We start from the raw sequence: 19,671 nt of genomic DNA on the forward strand, positions 1-19,671 counted from the left end.
GGGGAGCAGTCCTGCCCTCGGGCGTGTGGCGGGAGGTTCATCGCCCGACTACAGGGTCGCAATCCCGAACCCTTGCCTCCGGCCCGGGACCTGAGGCCGCGCAGATCGGGATGGCTGCCCGTGTTCTGCCGTCAGAGCTGCCGCAGCAGGAATACAGTGGGCGCGATTTGGGGCTGGCCTTCAATCGCGCCCGCCTTCAGCCGGGGTTCAGCTCAGGTGATGCGGCGCCTCAAGCCCCCAGACCGGCGTTTCGATTCCGGCATGCCGCGCTTTCAGCTGCAGCGAGAGATAGCGCGAGTAATGGCGCGACTGGTGCAGGTTGCCGCCATGGAACCAGAGGCCCTCTTGCATGGTGGGTTTCCACATATTGCGTTGCTCGCCCTCCCACGGCCCGGGATCTTTGGTGGTCTCAGACCCCAGACCCCAGCATTTCCCGACCTTATCCGCGACCTCCTGGCTGATCAGATCCGCAGCCCAGCCATTCATCGAGCCATAGCCGGTGGCGTAAACCACCAGATCGGCGGGCAGCTCAGAGCCGTCATCCAGCACCACGCCGGTCTCGGACAGATGACTGATCCCCTTGCCGGATTGCAGCTTGATCGAGCCATCAATGATCAGATCACAGGCGCCCACGTCGATGTAATAGCCCGAGCCACGGCGCAGATATTTCATAAACAGGCCCGACTCATCATCGCCGAAATCAAGCATGAAGCCGGCTTTCTCCAGAGCCGCGTAGAAGTCAGCGTCGCGGACCTTGATCTCGTCATATTGCGGCACATGGAAATCGGCCATGATCTTATAGGGGACGGATGCGAAGATCATATCCGCCTTGTCATGGGTGATCCCGTTCGCCACCGCCTGTTCGGAATAAAGCCCGCCGAGGCAGACCTCCATCAGGCTGTCCGATTTGACGATATGGGTGGAAGAGCGCTGCACCATCGTCACATCCGCCCCGCCCTCCCAAAGCGCGGCACAGATGTCATGCGCCGAGTTGTTGGCACCGATCACCACGACCTTCTTGCCCTTATAGGCATCCGGACCGGGGTGCTGACTGGAATGCTGCTGCTCCCCCTTGAACACGTCCTGGCCTTTGATCACCGGCACATTGGCCTTGCCGGACATGCCGGTCGCCATGACCAGCTGTTTCGGGCGGAGCGTGATGTCACGCCCGTCGCGATGGACCACGACCTCCCATTCGCCCCTGGCCTCGTCATATTTCGCCGATTTCGCGGTGGTGGAGGACCAGTAATTCAGCTCCATCACCCTGGTATACATCTCCAGCCAGTCGCCGACCTTGTCCTTCGGCGCAAAGACCGGCCAGTTGTCGGGGAAGGGGATGTAAGGCAGGTGATCATACCAGACCGGGTCATGCAGGCAGAGCGATTTGTAGCGGTTGCGCCACTGATCGCCGGGGCGCGGATGTTTGTCGATCACGATGGTCGGAACGGAAAGCTGCCGCAGCCGCGCGCCAAGCGCGATGCCGCCCTGGCCGCCGCCGATCACCAGCACATAGGGTTGATCTTCAAAGCCAAGCCGCGCGGCCTCATCAAGCTGCTTTTCCTTCCAGGTCTTGCGGTTCGGGTCATGGCCGTGCTCGGCCCCCATCGGACGGCGCAGCTTCCTCGGCTCCTCATGGCCTTTCAACTCGTGGAGGGTGGTCAGAAGGGTCCAGATCTTGCCCTCTTTCATGCGGATATAGCCCTGACCCCGGCCCGTGGCGGTCTCGATATTCAGCCAGCCCTCGGTGACGCCACCGGCATCGGCAACCGCCTCGGCAGGGTCCAGCGCCAGGGCTTTCGGGGCGACTTTCGGCAGCTGCGCGCGGGCCATTTCGGCGATCTGCGCCCGGCCCTCACAGGTTTTCAGGTTCCAGGTAAAGGCCGCCAGGTCGCGCCAGAAGCCGGTTTCCAGGAACAGATCGGCCACCGCATCCGCGTCCTGCGCCACCAGCGCGCGTTCCAGATCGGCGACCAGCGCGGCAAGCGCGCCCTCTTTGGTGGTATCAAGCATGGTTTCTCCTCCCATGTGGTTATGAAACGCACCGGCCGGGGCCTCCCAACCCCGGGGCGGTGCGGGTTGGATCAGGTCAGATCAATCAGGATCTTCAGCTGAGTGCCGGCCGGGTCGAGCAGCACGTCGAACCCCTCCGCTACCGCCTCATCGAGGCGGATCTTCTTCGTCACCACCTTTGAGGCAGGGATGGCGCCGGAGGCGATCAGGTCGATCACGCGCGGCCAGAGATGGGTCGGATAGGCCCAGGAGCCGCGCAGATCCACATCCTTGAAAGTGACATTGTGCCAGTTCAGCCCCGAATTCCCCGGATGCAGGCCGACCTGGACGATGGTGCCCTGTTTGCGCACAGCATCGAGGCAGCTTTGCAGGGCTTTCTCATTTCCCACGCATTCCAGCGCCACATCAACACCGACACCGCCCTCGGTTGCGGCACGGATCACCGCGCCGATATCATCGCGCCTCGGGTTCAGCGCGATCACGCCCGGCAGGATCTTTTTCGCCAGCTCCAGCCGGGTGTCGTTCAGGTCTGACAGGAACAGCTTCGTTGCACCAAAGGCCAGCGCCGTCAGCGCGGTCAGGATGCCGATCGGCCCGGCACCGGTGATCAGCACCGCATTCCCGGCCGTGACCTGGCCCCGGTCGCAGGCATAGACCGCAACGGCAGTGGGCTCGACCAGCGCCGCCTCTTCGTCGCTCATCGTGTCCGGGATCTTCACCACGTTGTAATCGTTGAGCAGCGCGCCCTCGGCCATGCCACCCGAGATCCAGCTGAGCCCTGCCAGCGCCAGGTTCTCGCTGAGGTGAAACAGCCCGCGATCCGCGAAATAATCGCCCGAGCGCGGCATAATCAGCGGCTGCACCGAGACGCGGTCGCCCACCGCGATATGGGTGACACCGGCGCCCACCGCCGTCACCACGCCGCCGAATTCATGGCCCAGCACCTGCGGGCCGGAACTGCCGGTGAACGGATGCGGCGCGGTCGGGATAAAGATCGGGCCGTAGGCATATTCATGCAGATCGGTGCCGCAGATGCCGACAAAGCGGTTGGAAATTGCCACCTGGCCCGGGCCTGGCGCGGGAATCGCCGCAATATCCTCGACTCGCAGGTCTTTGGCGGCGTGGAAGCGCAGAGCTTTCATACTGTCTCCTCCTCGAAACTGTCACCATGCTGTCCGGGCCACAGGCAAAGCGAAAACGCGAAAACTGCGTTGAGCGATTTCAACCACTTGGGCCTGCGACCTGTGGCAGGGGCTGCGCCATGTGTTGCATCCTGGTGCAACAGGTTCGCCGCAGTGCAGCGCGATGCTGCGCCATGCAGACAGCCGGGTTCATCCCTGCGCCGATCTGTGCAAGGATCACCCCAGGGATCACGGGGGGACTGCGCTGCGGGAAACACCGTGGCGGGGGGCGCAGAGGAGGCCATTTGCAAACCGATATCGACCATATCCGTGAGATCGAGGTGGTGTCGCATCAGGGCAGCGGCACCCGCGATCCGGTTGTGGTGCAAAGCTGGCTGCGCTGTCTGGAAAAGCACGGGCTGGACCCCGCGACCCGGGCCGAGGCCTATATCCTGCCGGATGCGGCGCTGCGCCGCCATCGCCAGCGGTCCGAGGATCTGATCCGCATCGCGCGCTCGGGGATCGACGATCTTTACAAGCTGGTGGCCGGGCAGAATTACGTTTTGCTTTTGTCGGATGATGCCGGGGTGACGGTCGAGTATCTGGGCGAGGAGGTGCAGAAGGAAGAGCTGCGCCGCTCGGGCCTCTGGCTGGGCGCGGAATGGTCCGAGGCGCGGGCCGGGACCTGCGCGCTTGGCGCCTGTATCGAGACGGGCGAGCCGCTGATCATCCATCAAAGCGACCATTTCGATGTGACGCATGGCGGGCTCTCCTGCACCGCTGCGCCGATCTATGACACCGAGGGCCGGCTGGCGGCGGTGCTGGATATCTCGCTTTTGTCGTCGCCGCTGGCACGGGCAAGCCAGTTTCTGGCGCTGAACCTGGTGCGCCAGACCGCGCGGCGGATCGAGATGGCGAATATCATGGCCGAAAGCCGCGAAGACTGGGTGCTGCGGCTGGCGGGCAGCCCGGATTTCCTGGACGTTGACCCCCAGGCGGCGATCAGGCTGGATCAGGCGGGCCGGGTGATCGGCATGACCAATGGCGCGGCGCGGCTGATGGCGCGCAGCCTTGGCCAGGACTGGCGGCGGGGCGAGGCGCTGATTGGCCGCTCGATCACCGATATGTTCAACCTGGAGCTTGGCGATCTTGAGGGGCTGACGCGGAGCCACGCCGCCCGCGACCGGCTCCTGGAAACCCGCGACGGCTACCGTCTGTTCGCCCATGCGATCGAGCCGCGCCGCAACAGTCCGGTTGCCGCGCCGGCGCTGGCACGACCACAGGTGATCCCGCCGGCCCTGCGGGAGCTGGCGGGGGATGATCCGGCGATGCGCCAGATTGCCGGGCGCGCCGCGCTGCTGGCGCCGGGGCGGCTGCCGATCCTGATCGAAGGCCCGGCGGGCAGCGGCAAATCCGGCCTGGCCCGGGCGATCCATGATGCAGCCCGGCGCGGCCCTTTCATCACCCTCGCCTGTGACAGCATCGCCGAGGATGAGGCGGCCATCCTGTTCGGGCGCGGCGATCCGCGCAGCTACAGCCCCGGCCTGATCGACGCGGCCGAAGGCGGGACGCTGGTTCTCGACAATCCCGGCGCGTTGCCGCCGCGGCTGCAGGCCCGGCTGATGACCCTGATCACCGAGCGCAGCTTTCGCCCCGTCGCCGCGCTGCGCGAACGGGCCTCGACCGCGCGGGTGATCGTGACCCAGACCGATGCGACCGGGCTGCGCGAGGATCTGTTGCACCGGATCTCGGGAACAAGGCTAAGCCTGCCGCCTTTGCAGGCGCGCCAGGATCTGGTTGCGTTGGCCATGCGGATCTTTCAGCGCGCCTTTGGCGGGCCGGTGCTGTTTGACCGCGAGGCGGTGGCGGCCCTGACCGCCTGGTCCTGGCCCGGAAATCTGGGCGAGATGACTGTGTTGGCCGAGGCTCTGGCCGCCGGATGCGCGCCGAAACAGACCGGCACGATCACGCTGGGCCTTGCGCAGTTGCCTGAGCAGTTTCTGTCCGGCACTGGTTCTGCGCCGGACAGTGCCGCGATGCTGGCGCATCTGCTGGGTGAAAGCGGCTGGAATGTCTCGGCTGTCGCGCGGGAGATGGGGGTCGACCGCAGCACCATCCACCGTCAGATCCGCCGCCACGGTCTGAACCGCAGCGGGAGCCTCTGACGCCCCTGGCGCCAGAGGCTCCCGCAGGGATTTTGCCAGCGATATGCGGACATATACGCGATAGGGCGCCCTGTTGCAGCGCGGTGATGCGCGACGCCACCCGTCGGATCGGTGCCGTCTATGACGAGGCCCTGGCCCCGTTCGGCATCAATGTCGCGCAATATCCCCTGTTGCGCCGGATCGGGACGCTGCAGCCGGTCAGCTTTACCCGGCTGGGCCATGAGCGGGAGCTGGATCGCTCCACCGCCAGCCGCAATACCCGTGTGCCGAAAAAAGGCACATCTGGTGGCGATGGGCCGGGGCGAGGAGGATCAGCGTGAGGCGGTGGTGGGCCTGACCCCTCGGGGCGTCGCCGTCCCTGAGGCCGCACGCCCCGCCTGGGGGGCATGCCAGACGAGGATCGAGGCGCGGATCGGCGCCGCCAGCCTGGATTTCTTTCCCAAAACCCTGAAGGAACTGCAATTTTTTGCCGCTTAGCCTGCATATCCCCATAAAAATCGCTGCCAGCGGCAAAACCCGGAAAGGAAAGACGAGGCACTGTCTCCCCTTTGGATCGACCGGCCGGAGCCTGTCGCAGATCGCCCCTGGCACCGGGGCATTCGGCACCGGCTGGGGCCATAGAGCCAGCGCCGCTGACGCCGCCGCGATTTTGACGCCTATGCAGTGGGGGTGGCCATGTCATCGACACTGCCGCTATCTGCCAGTTCGGCAAGTCGGAAGAGATCCTCGGCACGCCGCTGGCCGGTCAGCGCGAGAATGTCCTGCGGGCCAGAAATTACACCAATGGCGCGCTGCCAGGCTGGTCACCGGCAACAGCCGCAAGGCGATGGTGGCCTCGTCTGAGGCCAGCCTGACGCGCCTCAGGAGCGACCGCGGGTGCACCATCCCGATGGCGTGACCCGGTGGAAGAGATCCTGCGCGGGCTGGATGACCTCGCCCTTGCAGGCAAATCCTTTATGCGGGCCTGTCGAATTTCCCCGCCTGGCAGCTGTCGCGGGCGGTGACGCTGGCCGAGGTGACCCGCAGCCTGCTGATCGCTGCCGCGCAATTCGAACACAGCCTGGTGCGTCGTGAGGCCAGGGCCGATCTTTTCTCCACGGCCCGCGCCCTGAGGCTGGGCATTGCCACCTGGTCGCCGTTGGGGGATGGGGTGCGACCGGCAAAGACCGGTGCGGCGAAACGGGTCGGGTCGAGGCCATGGGCGGCCCGGTCTTTCAGCCTGAAAACAGCCCGCAGCGCGGCCTGGTGATTGACACAGTGATGGAGATCGCCGCCGATCCTGGTGCGAGCCCCGATCAGGCGGCCCTCGCCTGGGCTGGCAGCCATGGTGCGCTGCCGATGATCGGGACGCGCAGCCTGATGCAGCTTAGCCCCAATACCGGAGCGCTTGTGCTGGAGCTGACGCCGGCCCTGATCGTCCGTCTCGATGAGGTCAGTGGCAGTCCGATCACACCGGCGCGGCAGGCGGCGGAGCCCCGGAAAGCCGCTGCGCCAGGGCTCTGACCCCGGCGGCCGCAAAATCCGGCAGTTTCAGAGGCCGGAGAGAGAATTTCTGATCCGGCATGCCTTCACGAAACAGCCATGCCGGATCGGCGCGATCTTTAGACGACCCGTTTTATAGACATTAACCCCGCCGAAAGAGAGAGTCGTCCCGATCCTGGAGACGATCCGATGAGCCGGCGCCTGCGCTTTAATGCCTTTGAAATGAACTGCGTGGCGCATCAGTCGCCCGGGCTCTGGACATTTCCGGGCGACCGCGCGCGGCAATACAAGGATATCGGCTACTGGACCGATCTGGCTTTGATCCTCGAAGAGGGGCGTTTTGACGGTATCTTCATCGCCGATGTGATCGGCAGCTATGATGTCTATGGCGGCTCCAACGGGGCCGCCTTGCGTGAGGCGGCGCAGGTCCCGGTCAATGATCCGCTGCAGCTGGCTGTGCCGATCTCGATGGTTACCGAACATCTGGGGATCGGCATCACCGCCTCGACAAGCTACGAGCATCCTTACCTTTTCGCCCGCCGTCTCAGCACCGCCGATCACCTGACCAAAGGGCGGATCGGCTGGAACATCGTCACATCCTATCTCGAGAGCGGGGCACGGAATACCGGCATCCCGCTCAGGCCCCATGATGACCGCTATGAGGTCGCGGCGGAATATCTTGAGGTGATCGGCAAGCTGCTGGAGGGCAGCTGGGAAGAGGATGCCGTGCTGGCCGACCCGGCGCGGAGGATTTACGCCGATCCGGCAAAGGTGCATCCGATCCGGCATAAGGGCCGCTGTTTCGATGTGCCGGGGCCGCATCTGTGCGAGCCCTCGCCGCAGCGCAGCCCGGTCCTTTATCAGGCGGGCGCCAGCCGGGCTGGTATCGGCTTTGCGGCAAAGCATGCCGAATGCGTCTTTGTGTCGACCCCCACGCAAGCGGCGCTGGCCCGCTATATCACCGCGCTGAGCGAGGCGGCAGCGGCCCAGGGCCGGCAGCGCCACGATTTCCTCGTCTATGCGCTGGCCACGGTCATCGTCGAAGAGACCGATGCAAAGGCGCAGGCTTTGTACCAGCACTGCCTTGACCATGTCTCGACCGAGGGCGCGCTGGTGCTGCTTTCGGGCTGGACAGGTGCCGATCTGTCGGCTTACGCGCCGGGGGATCCGCTGGCAAAGATCCGGGCGGAGTCCGGCCTGTCGATGCTGGAGCGCTTTGCCGATCAGCGTGACTGGAGCCTTGCCGATCTGGCCCGCTGGGCCGGGATCGGCGGTGCAGGGCCGGTGATCGTCGGCGGGCCGGAAACCGTGGCCGATCAGCTTGAGGCCTGGCAGGAGACGACCGGGGTGGACGGGTTCAATCTTGCCCGCGTCACCGCGCATCAGACCTTTGCCAATGTCACCGGCTATCTTGTCCCCGAACTGCAAAGACGCGGCATCTATCCGCGCGATTATGCCCCCGGAACCCTGCGCCAGAAGCTTTTTGGCCAGGGCGACCGGCTGCGCGCATCGCATCCGGCGGCCCGTTTTCGCCATCCGGCGGCCATGGCGGAGGCGCCCGGGCCGCATCTCGTTCCCCCCTTTTCCTGACCTCTCATCCCGGAGCCTTCGATGACCCCCACTTCCATCCGCAGCGCGCTTGTGGCGCTTGTCGCGAGTACCGCCCTGACCGGCGCGGCACTGGCCGATGATGCAAAGCCGCTGGCCGGCAAGACCATCGGCATCACCACCATCCGCGCCGACAACCAGGCCGACCGATTGTTCTATCAAAGCGCCATCGCCGAGGTCGAAGCGCTTGGTGGTACCGTGATCGGGCTGGATGCGCAATCGAATGACCAGACCCAGATCGCCCATATCCAGACGCTGATCGCGCAGAAACCGGATGCGGTGATCGAGATCCTCGGCAATCTTGAGGTGCTGGAGCCCTGGCTTGCGAAAGTGACCGAGGCCGGCATTCCGCTTTTCACCATCGACACCACCTCGAAAGCGGCGGTGAATGTGGTGGCCTCGGACAATTACGGGCTGGGGTCCGCGCTGGCGCTGCAACTGGTGAATGACATCGGCGCCAAAGGCAATGTGCTGGTCTTCAACGGCTTCTATTCGGTGCCGCCCTGCCGCATCCGCTATGACCAGTTCCGCTATGTTCTGAAAGATTTCCCCGAGATCACCGTGATCGAGCCGGAACTGCGAGACGTGATCCCGAACACCGCGCAGCGCGCTTATTCCGATGTGACGGATATGCTGACGAAATACCCCAATGAGGGCGATATCAGCGCCGTCTGGTCCTGCTGGGATGTGCCGCTGATCGGCGCCACACAGGCGATCGACGCCTCGGGTCGCAAGGGGATTTATACCTATGGCGTCGATGGCAGTCCGGATTTCCTTGACCAGGTGGCCGATCCGGAAAGCGCCGGCGGCGCCGTCGTGGTGCAGCAGCTGGTCGAGATGGGCAAGGTCTCGGCCCGCAACGTCGCCGCCTATCTGAACGGCGAGACCGTGCCGCCGGTGACCTTTGTTCCCGGCATCATCGTCACCAAGAAGAATGCGGACGAGGTCATCCCGACCCTGCCGGCAACCGACTGAGCGCGCCATGACCAAAGCACCGGATCCCCGCCTGCCCGCCTCCCAACCCGCTGTCGAGCTTCGCGGCATTGTGAAAACCTATGGCGCCTCGCAGGCTTTGCGCGGCGCGGATCTGGTGCTGCATCCGGGGCAGATCCACGGGCTTGTCGGCCAGAACGGCGCCGGCAAGTCGACCATCATCCGCATTCTTGCCGGGATCGAACAGGCCGATCCTGGCTCGGGTCTGGTGCAGGTGTTCGGCGAAGCCGTCAGCCATCCCAGCCCCGAGGAGATGGAGCGGCGCGGCATCCATTTCATCCACCAGGACCGGCTGCTGGTGCCGACCGCCACCGTCGCCGAGGCCATCGCTTTGGGGCAGGAGCCGAAATTCGGCCCCTTCTACAATGGGCGCCGCGCCACGCGCCAGGCGGAAGCGCTGATCCGCCGGCATTTCGGGCTTGATATCCCCGGCAACCGGCTGATCCGCGACCTCTCGGCGGCGGAACAGAAGATCGTGCAGATCAGCCGCGCGCTGGCCTCGGATGCGCGGGTTCTGGTGCTGGACGAGCCGACCGCCGCCCTGGTGCGGCGCGAGGTCGAAAGTCTGTTCAGCGTGTTGCGCAACCTGCGGTCTCGCGGGCTGAGCATCCTTTTCATCTCGCATTACATGGATGAGATCGAAGAGATCTGTGACCATGTCACCGTCTTCCACGACGGCCGCCATGTGGCCTCGCATCCGGTCGCCAGCACCTCGATCCCCGAAATCGTCACCGAAATGGTCAATCGCGAGGTGGGCGAGCTTTACCCCCGCCGCAGCCACGCGCCCGGCGCCGTTGTGCTGAAGGTCGAGGGCCTTGGCCGCGACGGTGCCTTTTCGGATGTGGGTTTCGAACTGCGCGCAGGCGAGGTCCTGGGCATTTCCGGCCTGCTTGGATCGGGGGCGAAAGAAATCCTTGCGACGCTGTTCGGGCTTGCCCCCGCCGATCATGGACGGGTCACGCTGGAGGGGCGCCCCTATGCGCCGGGATCGGTGCGCGCGGCCGTCAGCCGGGGCGTCGTGCTGGTCCCCGAGGACCGGCGCCGCCAGGGGGTCTCGGTCTCGCATTCGATCCGCGAGAATATCACGCTCGGCAATCTCGGGCTGCTCAGCCGTCTGGGCCTTGTCAGCCGTTCCTCTGAACGCAGCCTTGCCGGGCGTGGTATCGCCGATCTTTCGATCCGCACCACCGGGCCGGATCAGAAAGTCGCGGCGCTGTCGGGCGGCAATCAGCAAAAGGTGGTGTTGTCGAAATGGCTGTCCTCGGGCGCCCGTGTCTATCTGCTGGATGAGCCGACCGTCGCCGTCGATGTCGGCGCCAAGGTCGAGATCTACACCGTGCTGAACCGGCTGGCATCCGAGGGTGCGGCGGTGATCGTGCTGTCATCCGACCTGCTGGAACTTGCGGGTCTTTGTGACCGGGCGCTGATCATCCATCGCGGTCGCATTGCCGGGCGGTTCGAGGGCGAGACCCTGCGCCCGGAACTGATGCTGGCCGCCGCAAGCGGTGCCACCCCTCATCTGCCCGGACCCAATATGAAAGGAGCCGCGTGATGACGCTGGCGCAAACCGAAATTACTCTGCCGGGGCCTGGACCGGGCCGGGTCAGGGCCTGGACCGCCACGCTTTCCGGCGGCGATGTGACAAGGCTGGTCGCGCTGGCCACGGTGGCGCTGGTCTTCATCGGCTTTGCGGTCACGACACGAGGGTTCTTTACCAGCTGGAACATCCTCAATGTGATCGAGCAATCGGCGATCCCGGGGATCCTTGCGCTGGCAATGGCGCTGGTGATCCTGACCGGCGGATCGGATGTGCAGACCGGCGGCATCGACCTGTCGCTGGCGGCCAATATGGGGCTTTCCGCCGCGATCTTCGCGGTCGCGCTGCGCGCCGGCTGGGGTGAACCTGCCGCCCTGGCCGCCACATTGGGCGCGGGCATGCTGGTCGGCGTGGTGAACGGGCTGGCGGTGGTGCGGCTTGGCATCCTGCCGCTGCTGGCGACCCTGGCCATGAGCAATATCGTCGGCGGCCTGGAGCTGGTTCTGACCGAAAACACGGTAATCCCAGCGACATCACCGATCCTGAATGTGCTTTCCGCCGGCAGTTTCCTTGGCCTGTCCAGCCTGACCTGGGTGCTGATCCTGGTCAGCACTCTCGCCGCTGTTATCCTCCATGCCAGCCCGCCGGGCCTGCGCCTCTATGCGACCGGCGGTCACCCCGAAGCCGCGCGCGCCGCCGGCGTCTCCGTGGGACGGTTGATCCTGGGCAGCTATGCGGTGGCCGGCTTCACCGCCGCCTTCGCCGCCATTCTCAGCGTTTCGCGGTTGTCGGCCTCCTCGACCGGCACCGGCGAGATGCTGCTCTCGATCCTTGCCGCGGCCTTGCTGGGAACGGTGTTTTCCCGGCGCGGAGTGCCGACTGTTGCCGGCACATTGATTGCGGTGCTGTTCATCGGCTTCCTGTCCAACGGCTTCCAGCTGAAGGGCCTGTCGAGCAACTGGGTCTCGGGCGTCCAGGGCGCGCTGATCCTTGCCGTGGTCGCCGCCACCGCGCTGAACCGCCGCAAAGGGGGCTGAGACATGAGCATCGCATTGCCCCGCGCCGGGCTGATCGGCGAGAGACTGGCGGCATCGGCCCTGCTGATCGCCTTTGCCGGGCTGTTCCTGTTCTTTGCGCTTTCCGCCCCGGCCTTCCTGACCGCCGGCAATCTGAAGAACATCCTTGTCAACAATGTCGCCATCCTGGGCGTGGTCGCCATCGGCATGACCTTTGTGGTGAAATCCGGCGGCATCGACCTTTCGACCGGCGTGGCGCTGGATGCGGCGGGCTTTGGCTTCGCCTTCGCGCTGACCGCCGCAATCGCCGCGCCGCTGGCGATCAGTCTGGGGCTGGCGGCGGCCCTGGTGGTGGGGGCGGTCAATGTGCTGTTGATCGCCAGGCTGCGGCTGAACCCGTTCCTTGCCACGCTTGCGCTGTTGTTCATCGGCCAGTCGGCGCAAAGGCTGCTGACCGGCGGCGGCAGCCCGATCTATCTGGGCAACCGCTCTTACGCCGATGTGCTGGGGGCGATCGGGCGGTCCGATCTGCTGGGCATTCCGACCCCGGTGATCGTGCTGGCGCTGGTGGCGGCGCTGGCCTTTGTGATCCTGCATCGCGGGCGGCTGGGGCGCGAGATTTCGGCCATCGGCGCCGCCCCCGAGGCTGCGCATTATTCCGGCATCAGCACCACCTTTGTTCTGGCCCGCGTCTGGCTGATCGCAGCGCTTCTCAGCGGCATTGCCGGCATCCTTCTGACCGCGACGGTGCGCTCTTACATCCCGATGTCGGGGAATGGCTATCTGCTGGATGCCATTGGCGCCGCGTTCATCGGCACGACGCTGAGGCGCGACGGGCGGCCCTCGGTGCATGGAACGCTGATCGGCGTTTTGCTGCTGGGTGTGGTCCGGAACGGGCTCTTGCTGATCGGGTGGAATTTCTACTGGCAACAGGTCGGGATTGGCGTCCTCGTCTTTGCTGTGCTGGCGCTGAGCTATGGGTTGCGGCGAGAGGGACGACATTGATGAACACTTATTCATATATCGCGGATGGACAGGATGAAGCGGCGCATTACGCTGCGCTCTCTGCCCGCTTTCAGCCGGTTTTCGACCGCATCGCCGAAGGGGCCGTCACGCGCGAGACTAACCGCACCCTGCCGCATGAGCCGATTGCATGGCTGAAAGAGGCTGGTTTCACCCGCATCCGGGTGCCGCAGGCCCATGGTGGCGATGGCGCTTCGATCACCGTTCAGGCGCGGCTGCTGATCGACTTGGCCGAGGCGGATTCCAATATCCCCCAGGCGCTGCGCGCGCATGTCTCGATGGTCGAGGATGCGCTGAACCGCCCCGCAGACGAAGCCGCGCCCTGGCTCCGGCGCTTTGCTGCGGGGGAGACCTTCGGCAGCGCCTGGACCGAGCTGGGCAATGCGCAGGGCGAGGTGCAGACCCGTCTGCGCCCGGATGGGGCAGGGGGCTGGCTGCTGTCGGGGCAGAAATTCTACTCGACCGGCACGCTTTTTGCCGACTGGATCGACGTTTTCGCCCGCGACGGTGAGACCGGCGCCGATGTGATCGCGCTGGTGCCGGCAAAGGCGGCGGGCGTGACGCGGGTGGATGACTGGAAGGGCTTTGGTCAAAGCCTGACCGGCAGCGGCACCACGCGGTTTGAGGCGGTGCGGCTGACGGCGGATCAGGTGGTGCCGTTCCGCGCGCGATTCACCTATCAGACCGCCTTTTACCAGCTGATCCTGAATATCACCCAGGCCGGCATCGCCCGCGCCACCCTGCGCGACGGCGCCGGGGCGGTGCGTGCGCGGCGGCGCGGTTTCAGCCATGCCAGCGCCGCACTGCCGGCCGAAGATCCGCAGATCCAGCAGGTGATCGGGCGGCTTTCGGTCACCGCTTTCGCGGTAGAGGCGGCGGTGCTGGCCTCGGCCCGCAGCCTTGATGCGGTTTATGAGGCGCTCAGCACCGGGGCGCCGGCTGAGGTGCTGATCATCCGGGCCGAGCTTGATGCGGGCCGCGCCCAGGCGCTGGCAAGCCAGCTGGTGCCGGCAGCGGCGACGCAGTTCTTCGATGCGCTTGGCGCCTCGGCCACCGACCGCGATGCTGCCCTTGACCGGCACTGGCGGAACAGCCGCACCATCGCGCAGCACAATCCTGCGATCTTCAAAGAGCGGGTGATCGGCGACCACGCGATCAATGGCACGCCGCCCGTAGGGCTGTGGCAGGTGGGCGAGGTGGCGGCGAAGGCCTGATCCTCAGGCCATCAGCCGGTCATCAAGGTATAGCCGCAGCCGCCCCGGATCCAGCGCGATGCCGGCGGTATCGCCGGGCACGAGCCCGGTGCCGGCGGGTGCGCGCAGCCGGATTTCGCCCGCCGGATGGCGGATCGCAATGATCTCATCCAGCCCTTCGAACCACAGGCGGGTGACGGTGCCCGACAGTATGGCATCCGCTGTGGCGAGGCGCGCATGTTCGGGCCGGAAGCCAAGGCTCAGCGCGCTTCCGGCCCCTTCCGGCAGCGGCATGGAAAGCCCGGTGCCCGGCACCACTGCCGCGCCCCCCTGCGCGGTGGCGGGCAGGAAATTCATCGCCGGTGCGCCGATGAAACTGCCGACATGCCGTGTCAGCGGGCGCTCGAACAGGTCTCGGGGGCTGCCGGCCTGCACCACCTCGCCGGTATTCATCACGATCACCTCTTCGGCGAAGGTCATCGCCTCGGTCTGGTCATGTGTCACCAGCACCATGGTCACCCCGAATTCCGCGTTTATTTCCTTGAGGATGCGGCGCAGCTCGAATTTCTGCTGCGGGTCGATCACGGTCAGCGGCTCATCCAGCAGGATCGCCGCCACATCGTCGCGCACAAGGCCGCGCCCCAGCGAGACCAGCTGTTTCTGATCCGCCGTCAGCGCATTGGCGGGGCGGTTCAACGCGCCGGTCAGACCGAGACGTTCGGCAATCGCCTCGACCCTTTTACGGCGATGCGCGGCGGGCACCCCCTGGCAAACCAGCGGGAAGCCAAGATTCTGCCCCACCGTCATCGAGCGATAGATCACCGGCACCTGAAACACCTGGGCGATCCTGCGCCGCCCGGTGTCGAAAGCGGTCACATCCTGGCCGTCAAACAGCACCCGCCCCTCAGACGGGCGAATGAGACCCGAGATGATGTTCAGCATCGTTGATTTGCCGCAACCCGAGGGGCCGAGCAGCGCATAGGTCCCCCCCGAGCGCCAGATCATATCCAGCGGCTTCAGCGCATAGGTGCCGCCCGGGCTGTAGCGATGGGCAAGGGTCTCCAGCCGGATCTCAGCCATTCCGGCCCCCTTTCGCAATCAGCCTGCCATCCGGCCCATAGATCAGGGCCGCCTTGAAATCGGGTGTCACCACGAGGCTGCTGCCAAGGGCATGCTCAGCCACCTGGCGCTCCAGCATCACCAGCGGCTGCCCGCCCGCATCGAGATGGGTGACGGTTTCCGAGCCGGAAACCTCGGTCAGGGCAACGCGGGTCATCAGGCTGCCGCCCTGGCGGATGTCTTCCGCCCTGAGCGCCAGGGTGTAGCGGCCAGGCGGCAGGGGGGGCAGCAGATCGCGGGGTGCAGGGCCGAGATGGTCCAGCACAAGGGTCGTGTCGCTGACCGCAGCCCCCAGCAGATTGACCGGCGGGTCATTGACCACCCGCGCCGCATCCAGCGTTTCCGGCGCGGCGAAGACCGCGCGCGGTGCGCCCGATTGCAGCGCCCGGCCCTCGGCCATCAGCACGACCTGATCGCCCATCCGCAGCGCCTCACGCGGGTCGGTCGAGGCATAGATCACCGTGGTGCCGCTGGCTTGCAGCAGGGCGGAGAGTTCCTCGCGCATCCCCTCGCGCAGGTTGTAGTCGAGGTTCACGAAGGGCTCATCCAGCAAGAGGATCGGGGCGCCCTTGACCAAAGCGCGGGCGATGGCGACGCGCTGCTGCTGGCCGCCGGACAGTTCGGACGGGCGGCGGGAGGCCATTTGCGACAGGCCCACCCGGCCCAGCATATCGCGCGCGGTCTCGCGCGCTGCCGCCTTTGCCTCGCCCCGCCGCATCAGCGGGAAGGCGAGGTTATCCAGCACATTCAGATGCGGGTAGTTGATGAATTGCTGCGTCACCATCGCGACCGGGCGCTGCCAGGGGGCCAGGCGCGACCAGTCCTCGCCGTTGAAACGGATCTGCCCGGTGGGCTGCGCCAGCCCGGCAATCGCGCGCAAAAGCGTGGTCTTGCCGGCGCCGGTGCGGCCCAGCAGTGTGGTCAGCCCGGGTCTGAATGCAAGGCTGATCCCGGCCAGATGCGGCACGCCGGATTCTGTGAGGGTGAGGTCTGAGAGGCTCAGCATCAGCGCACCGCCCCGGCCAGGCCGCCCTTCGCGAGGAAACGCTCGACCACGAAGGCCAGGACCGCGAGTGGCGCGACCGAGACGATGGCGGCGGCGGAAAGCGACCACCAGGGCGTGACGGAAGAGTTCAGCGCGACGATGGAGACCGGCAGCAGCTGTGTCTCGGTAAAAGTCAGCGTGAAGGCAAAGAAGAAGTCGTTCCAGCCGAAGATCAGGCAGAACATCCCCGCGACCACCAGGCCCGGAAGCACATTGGGCAGGATCACCCGGAAAAAGGTGGTCACCGGCGTGCAGCCATCCATCCAGGCCATCTCATCCAGGGCGCGCGGGATGGTGTTGAAAAAATCCACCATCACCCAGACCGCGATCGGCATCAGGGCTGCAACATAGACGAGGATCAGCCCCGCAAGGCTGTCGAGCAGCCCCAGCCAGCGCAGCATCAGGAAGAACGGGATCGCCAGCACGATGGGCGGCATGATCCGCTGCGAGATGAAGAAGAAGGTGATGTCCCCGTTGCGCAGCGGCCCGGCGCGGAAGGTAAAGCGCGACAACCCGTATGCGGCCAGCGTTCCCAGCACCAGCGCGATCACCGAGGCCGAGCCGGTGACGATGACCGAGTTGATGTAAGGCTTCACGATATTGATGCCGCCCGCGCCGCCGAACAGCGACTTCCAGCCGGCGAGCGAGGGTTCAAACTGCGCCCAGGGGAGCCAGGTCGCGCCACCGGTGACGGCGTTCGAGGTTTTGAAACTTGTCGAGAGCATCCAGAGAAACGGGAAGATCACGAAGGCTGACCAGAGCGTTACGGCAAGGTATTTCAGCGCGAGATACAGCGTTTTCATGCATTCGCCCCCCGCACCATCAGCCGCATCAGGGCTTTCGCGATCAGGGTCAGAGCCACCGCCATGATGATCAGATAGGTCAGCGACAGGGCCGCCGAATAGCCGATCTGGAAATCACGCATCCCCCGGATATAGATGTAGTAACTTACTGTTTCGGTTGAGGTTCCCGGGCCGCCCGAGGTCAGGACATAGACCGTTTCCATGATCTTTGACGCCTCGATCGCGCGGATCAGGATGGCACCCACGGATATGGCGCCCATCATCGGGAAGGTCACAGAAAGGAAGGTGCGGATCGGCCCGGCACCATCGACTTTCGCGGCGAGATAGGGCTCGGATGGCAGCGACAGAAGGCCCGCAAGCAAGAGAAGGAACATGAAGGGCGTCCATTGCCAGATCTCGACAATCATCACGGCGGCGAAGGCAAAGCCCGGTTGCGACAGCCAGGGCTGCGCGCCGATGCCGATGGCGTTCAGGATCGGGTTCAGCGGCCCGAGGCTTTCATGGAAGATCGTCCGCCATATCACCGACATCACCACCGGCGTCGTCATCATCGGCACGAGGAACAGCACCCGGAAGAAGCGCCGCGCGGCGATCTCGCGCCACACGAGCAGCGCCAGCGCGAAACCCAGCACATATTGGATCAGCACGGTCGAAACGGACAGCAGCGAGAGGCGCCACAAAGCCTCCCAATAGCGGGCATCTTCCCACATGCGGGCATACATCGCGCCGCCGGCATTGTTCAGCCCCGGATTGTAGACATCCCAGGAGGAAAAGCTGACGCGGATGGTGAAGAGGAGCGGGAACAGGATCACCGCGATCAGCACCAGCAGGCCGGGCAGCAGGAAGATGTATTTCTGGCGGTACATGGCGCTCCTCGTGGCAGGGACGGCTGGCTGTCTGGTTCCGACGGGATGCGGAGCACTGGATGGCTGGCCGGATATGCAAAAGCGGAGGGCCGGGCACGGCCCTCCGGTTGCGGTCAGCCGCGATCAGCGGTCTTCCAGGGCTACCACATTGGCATAGGCCTCGCGGACCCGGTCGGCACCGATACGTTCCACGATAGCGGTCCATTCCGCGGCAACACCGTCAAGCGCTGCCTGGGCCGTCTGTTCGCCCGATTGCGCCCGGGCGACCCCGGCGGCGAGCGAGGACATGAATTCCCCCACTCCGGGCACCCGCAGGTCAAAGACCTGGTTCGGCGCGGTGTCGATGCCTTTCAGGGTGGTGGTATAGGTCTCGGCCACCGCCTTGTCCCAGCCAAGTTCCGCCTCATAGAAAGCCGGATCGAAATGGCTGTCGCGATAGGGGTTGATGCCGAAACGCCCGATCTGGAGATCGGATTCCGTGTTCCCCTCATTGGCAAAGAAGCACAGGAAATCGAAAGCCATATCCTGGTTCTGGCTGTCCTTCGCCACTGCCGAGGTCCAACCCCAGGTGACATAGGCGACGCGGTTCGGCTCGTCGAACGTGTCCCATTGGCCGGTCTCGCGGTTCCAGACCTCGCGCGCGCCGGGCAGCATGGCAGCGGCGACCTTGTTGCGGATCGGGCTGTCTTCCTGCATCGCCTGGATGAAGGCGTCATCCCAGCTGTAAGACATCAGCGTCTGGCCGCCGCCGAAGGAAAAGATCTCGTCGCCCAGCCCAAAGGAGGTGCCGCCGGGCGGCATCGAGGCCTGGGCCTCGACAAACAGCTCCAGCCCGCGCACCCAGCCGGGCGAGTTGACCAGCGGGGTCATGGTCTCAAGGTCAAAGAAGAAGCCACCCTTCACATCGGGATGTTTCGCGTAAGGCGCGACACGGCTGATAAAGGCCGAGAACATCAGGTCGTCGCGTTTGGTGACCTCGGCGGTGCCGAAATTCGGCGCGCCATCGCCATCCCAGTCGGTATTGGTGAAGGCGGCGGCGACCTCGTTATACTCTTCCCAGGTGGCGGGGACGGTCAGATCGCGGCCGGTTTTCTCTTTGAACAGCGCCTGGGCCTCGGGGCTGTTGAACACATCCGCGCGGTATTTCAGGTAATGCCGGTCGCCATCCATCGTATATTGCAGCATGCGATCCCCCCAGGAGGCGATGCCGCGATAGGTGGCGGTCACGGATTCCATGCCGGAAACCTGCTGGTACTCCGCGGGCACTTCGGCAAGATAGGGGTTGAAATCGCCGATCCAGAGCGAGGCGTAGAACAGCACGTCATAGGCGGCCTGCCGGGTCTGGAACGGGATCATCACGCGCTGGAACAGATCGCCGAAGGGGACATGGACGACATTCACCGTCGCGCCGGTCAGCTCCTGAAACTGTTGGGCGTGCAGCGCGGTCGGCTCTCCGATCACCGGGATCGCATGGGTGATGACGTTCAGCGTGCGGCCGGAATAATCCTTGGCATCAATGGACGCATAGCTGCAAATCCCCGGCACATCTTCTTTGATACCGTATTTTGAGTAATCCTCGGCCAGAGCCCCGCCGGCGGTCAGTGCCAGTGCGGTCGTGGCCAGAAAGCCCCGTTTCAACGTGGTTCCTGCGGTCATGACTTCCTCCCAGAGTCCTGTTGCGTTTGGTCGG

General features: G+C 65.2%; 17 protein-coding genes. 10 read left to right on the top strand and 7 right to left on the bottom strand.

What is annotated here, in order from left to right:
- Positions 1-207: 207 nt before the first annotated feature.
- Together DRF71_RS12275 and DRF71_RS12280 are read right to left on the bottom strand one after the other, a co-directional pair.
- Entirely contained in the window at positions 208-2,010 is a 1,803-nt protein-coding gene (locus DRF71_RS12275; protein ID WP_112310801.1) for an NAD(P)-binding domain-containing protein, read from the bottom strand.
- A gap of 71 nt (positions 2,011-2,081) precedes the next feature.
- On the bottom strand, positions 2,082-3,152 hold the full coding sequence (locus tag DRF71_RS12280; protein ID WP_112310802.1) for a 2,3-butanediol dehydrogenase: 1,071 nt from the start codon (positions 3,150-3,152) through the stop codon (positions 2,082-2,084).
- A gap of 284 nt (positions 3,153-3,436) precedes the next feature.
- Here DRF71_RS12280 and DRF71_RS12285 point away from each other — a divergent pair, with 284 nt between their 5' ends.
- From DRF71_RS12285 to DRF71_RS12325, 10 genes are all read left to right on the top strand, one after another.
- Positions 3,437-5,296 (top strand): sigma-54-dependent Fis family transcriptional regulator, encoded by a 1,860-nt coding sequence (locus tag DRF71_RS12285; RefSeq protein WP_112311299.1) that lies wholly within the window; start codon positions 3,437-3,439, stop codon positions 5,294-5,296.
- Between the two features lie 86 nt (positions 5,297-5,382).
- Entirely contained in the window at positions 5,383-5,616 is a 234-nt protein-coding gene (locus DRF71_RS28035; protein WP_198672187.1) for a winged helix-turn-helix transcriptional regulator, read from the top strand.
- Between the two features lie 629 nt (positions 5,617-6,245).
- Positions 6,246-6,545: an aldo/keto reductase gene (locus DRF71_RS29040; RefSeq protein ID WP_198672224.1), complete on the top strand. Its 300-nt coding sequence runs from the start codon at positions 6,246-6,248 to the stop codon at positions 6,543-6,545.
- The gene (locus DRF71_RS29045; protein ID WP_198672189.1) at positions 6,542-6,799 is read left to right on the top strand and encodes an aldo/keto reductase; all 258 of its coding nucleotides are present in this window, start codon (positions 6,542-6,544) and stop codon (positions 6,797-6,799) included. Before DRF71_RS29040 ends, DRF71_RS29045 begins: the two co-directional genes overlap by 4 nt.
- A gap of 168 nt (positions 6,800-6,967) precedes the next feature.
- Entirely contained in the window at positions 6,968-8,368 is a 1,401-nt protein-coding gene (locus DRF71_RS12300; RefSeq protein ID WP_112310803.1) for an LLM class flavin-dependent oxidoreductase, read from the top strand.
- A 21-nt stretch (positions 8,369-8,389) separates the two neighbouring features.
- Positions 8,390-9,361, top strand: coding sequence for a sugar ABC transporter substrate-binding protein (locus DRF71_RS12305; protein ID WP_112310804.1), 972 nt, complete (start codon positions 8,390-8,392; stop codon positions 9,359-9,361).
- A gap of 7 nt (positions 9,362-9,368) precedes the next feature.
- Positions 9,369-10,931: a sugar ABC transporter ATP-binding protein gene (locus tag DRF71_RS12310; RefSeq protein ID WP_112310805.1), complete on the top strand. Its 1,563-nt coding sequence runs from the start codon at positions 9,369-9,371 to the stop codon at positions 10,929-10,931.
- Entirely contained in the window at positions 10,931-11,953 is a 1,023-nt protein-coding gene (locus DRF71_RS12315; protein ID WP_112310806.1) for an ABC transporter permease, read from the top strand. Before DRF71_RS12310 ends, DRF71_RS12315 begins: the two co-directional genes overlap by 1 nt.
- 3 nt (positions 11,954-11,956) lie before the next feature.
- Positions 11,957-12,937, top strand: a complete 981-nt coding sequence (locus tag DRF71_RS12320) for an ABC transporter permease (RefSeq protein WP_112310807.1) — start codon at positions 11,957-11,959, stop codon at positions 12,935-12,937.
- Entirely contained in the window at positions 12,937-14,169 is a 1,233-nt protein-coding gene (locus tag DRF71_RS12325) for an acyl-CoA dehydrogenase family protein (RefSeq protein WP_112310808.1), read from the top strand. Before DRF71_RS12320 ends, DRF71_RS12325 begins: the two co-directional genes overlap by 1 nt.
- Positions 14,170-14,172: 3 nt before the next feature.
- Here the strand turns inward: DRF71_RS12325 and DRF71_RS12330 are convergent, their stop codons facing one another.
- The 5 genes from DRF71_RS12330 to DRF71_RS12350 all read right to left on the bottom strand — a co-directional run bounded on the left by DRF71_RS12330 (position 14,173) and on the right by DRF71_RS12350 (position 19,637).
- Positions 14,173-15,228, bottom strand: coding sequence for an ABC transporter ATP-binding protein (locus DRF71_RS12330; protein WP_112310809.1), 1,056 nt, complete (start codon positions 15,226-15,228; stop codon positions 14,173-14,175).
- A complete protein-coding gene (locus DRF71_RS12335; protein ID WP_112310810.1) occupies positions 15,221-16,273 on the bottom strand; it encodes an ABC transporter ATP-binding protein in 1,053 nt (350 codons plus the stop codon). Before DRF71_RS12335 ends, DRF71_RS12330 begins: the two co-directional genes overlap by 8 nt.
- Positions 16,273-17,115, bottom strand: a complete 843-nt coding sequence (locus tag DRF71_RS12340; protein ID WP_112310811.1) for a carbohydrate ABC transporter permease — start codon at positions 17,113-17,115, stop codon at positions 16,273-16,275. The genes DRF71_RS12335 and DRF71_RS12340 overlap by 1 nt, the downstream gene beginning before the upstream one ends.
- Entirely contained in the window at positions 17,112-17,981 is an 870-nt protein-coding gene (locus DRF71_RS12345) for a carbohydrate ABC transporter permease (RefSeq protein WP_112310812.1), read from the bottom strand. The genes DRF71_RS12340 and DRF71_RS12345 overlap by 4 nt, the downstream gene beginning before the upstream one ends.
- Before the next feature lie 123 nt (positions 17,982-18,104).
- Entirely contained in the window at positions 18,105-19,637 is a 1,533-nt protein-coding gene (locus DRF71_RS12350) for an ABC transporter substrate-binding protein (protein ID WP_112310813.1), read from the bottom strand.
- Positions 19,638-19,671 lie beyond the last annotated feature (34 nt).

This window comes from Pseudogemmobacter bohemicus, assembly GCF_003290025.1.
GTDB lineage: Bacteria > Pseudomonadota > Alphaproteobacteria > Rhodobacterales > Rhodobacteraceae > Pseudogemmobacter > Pseudogemmobacter bohemicus.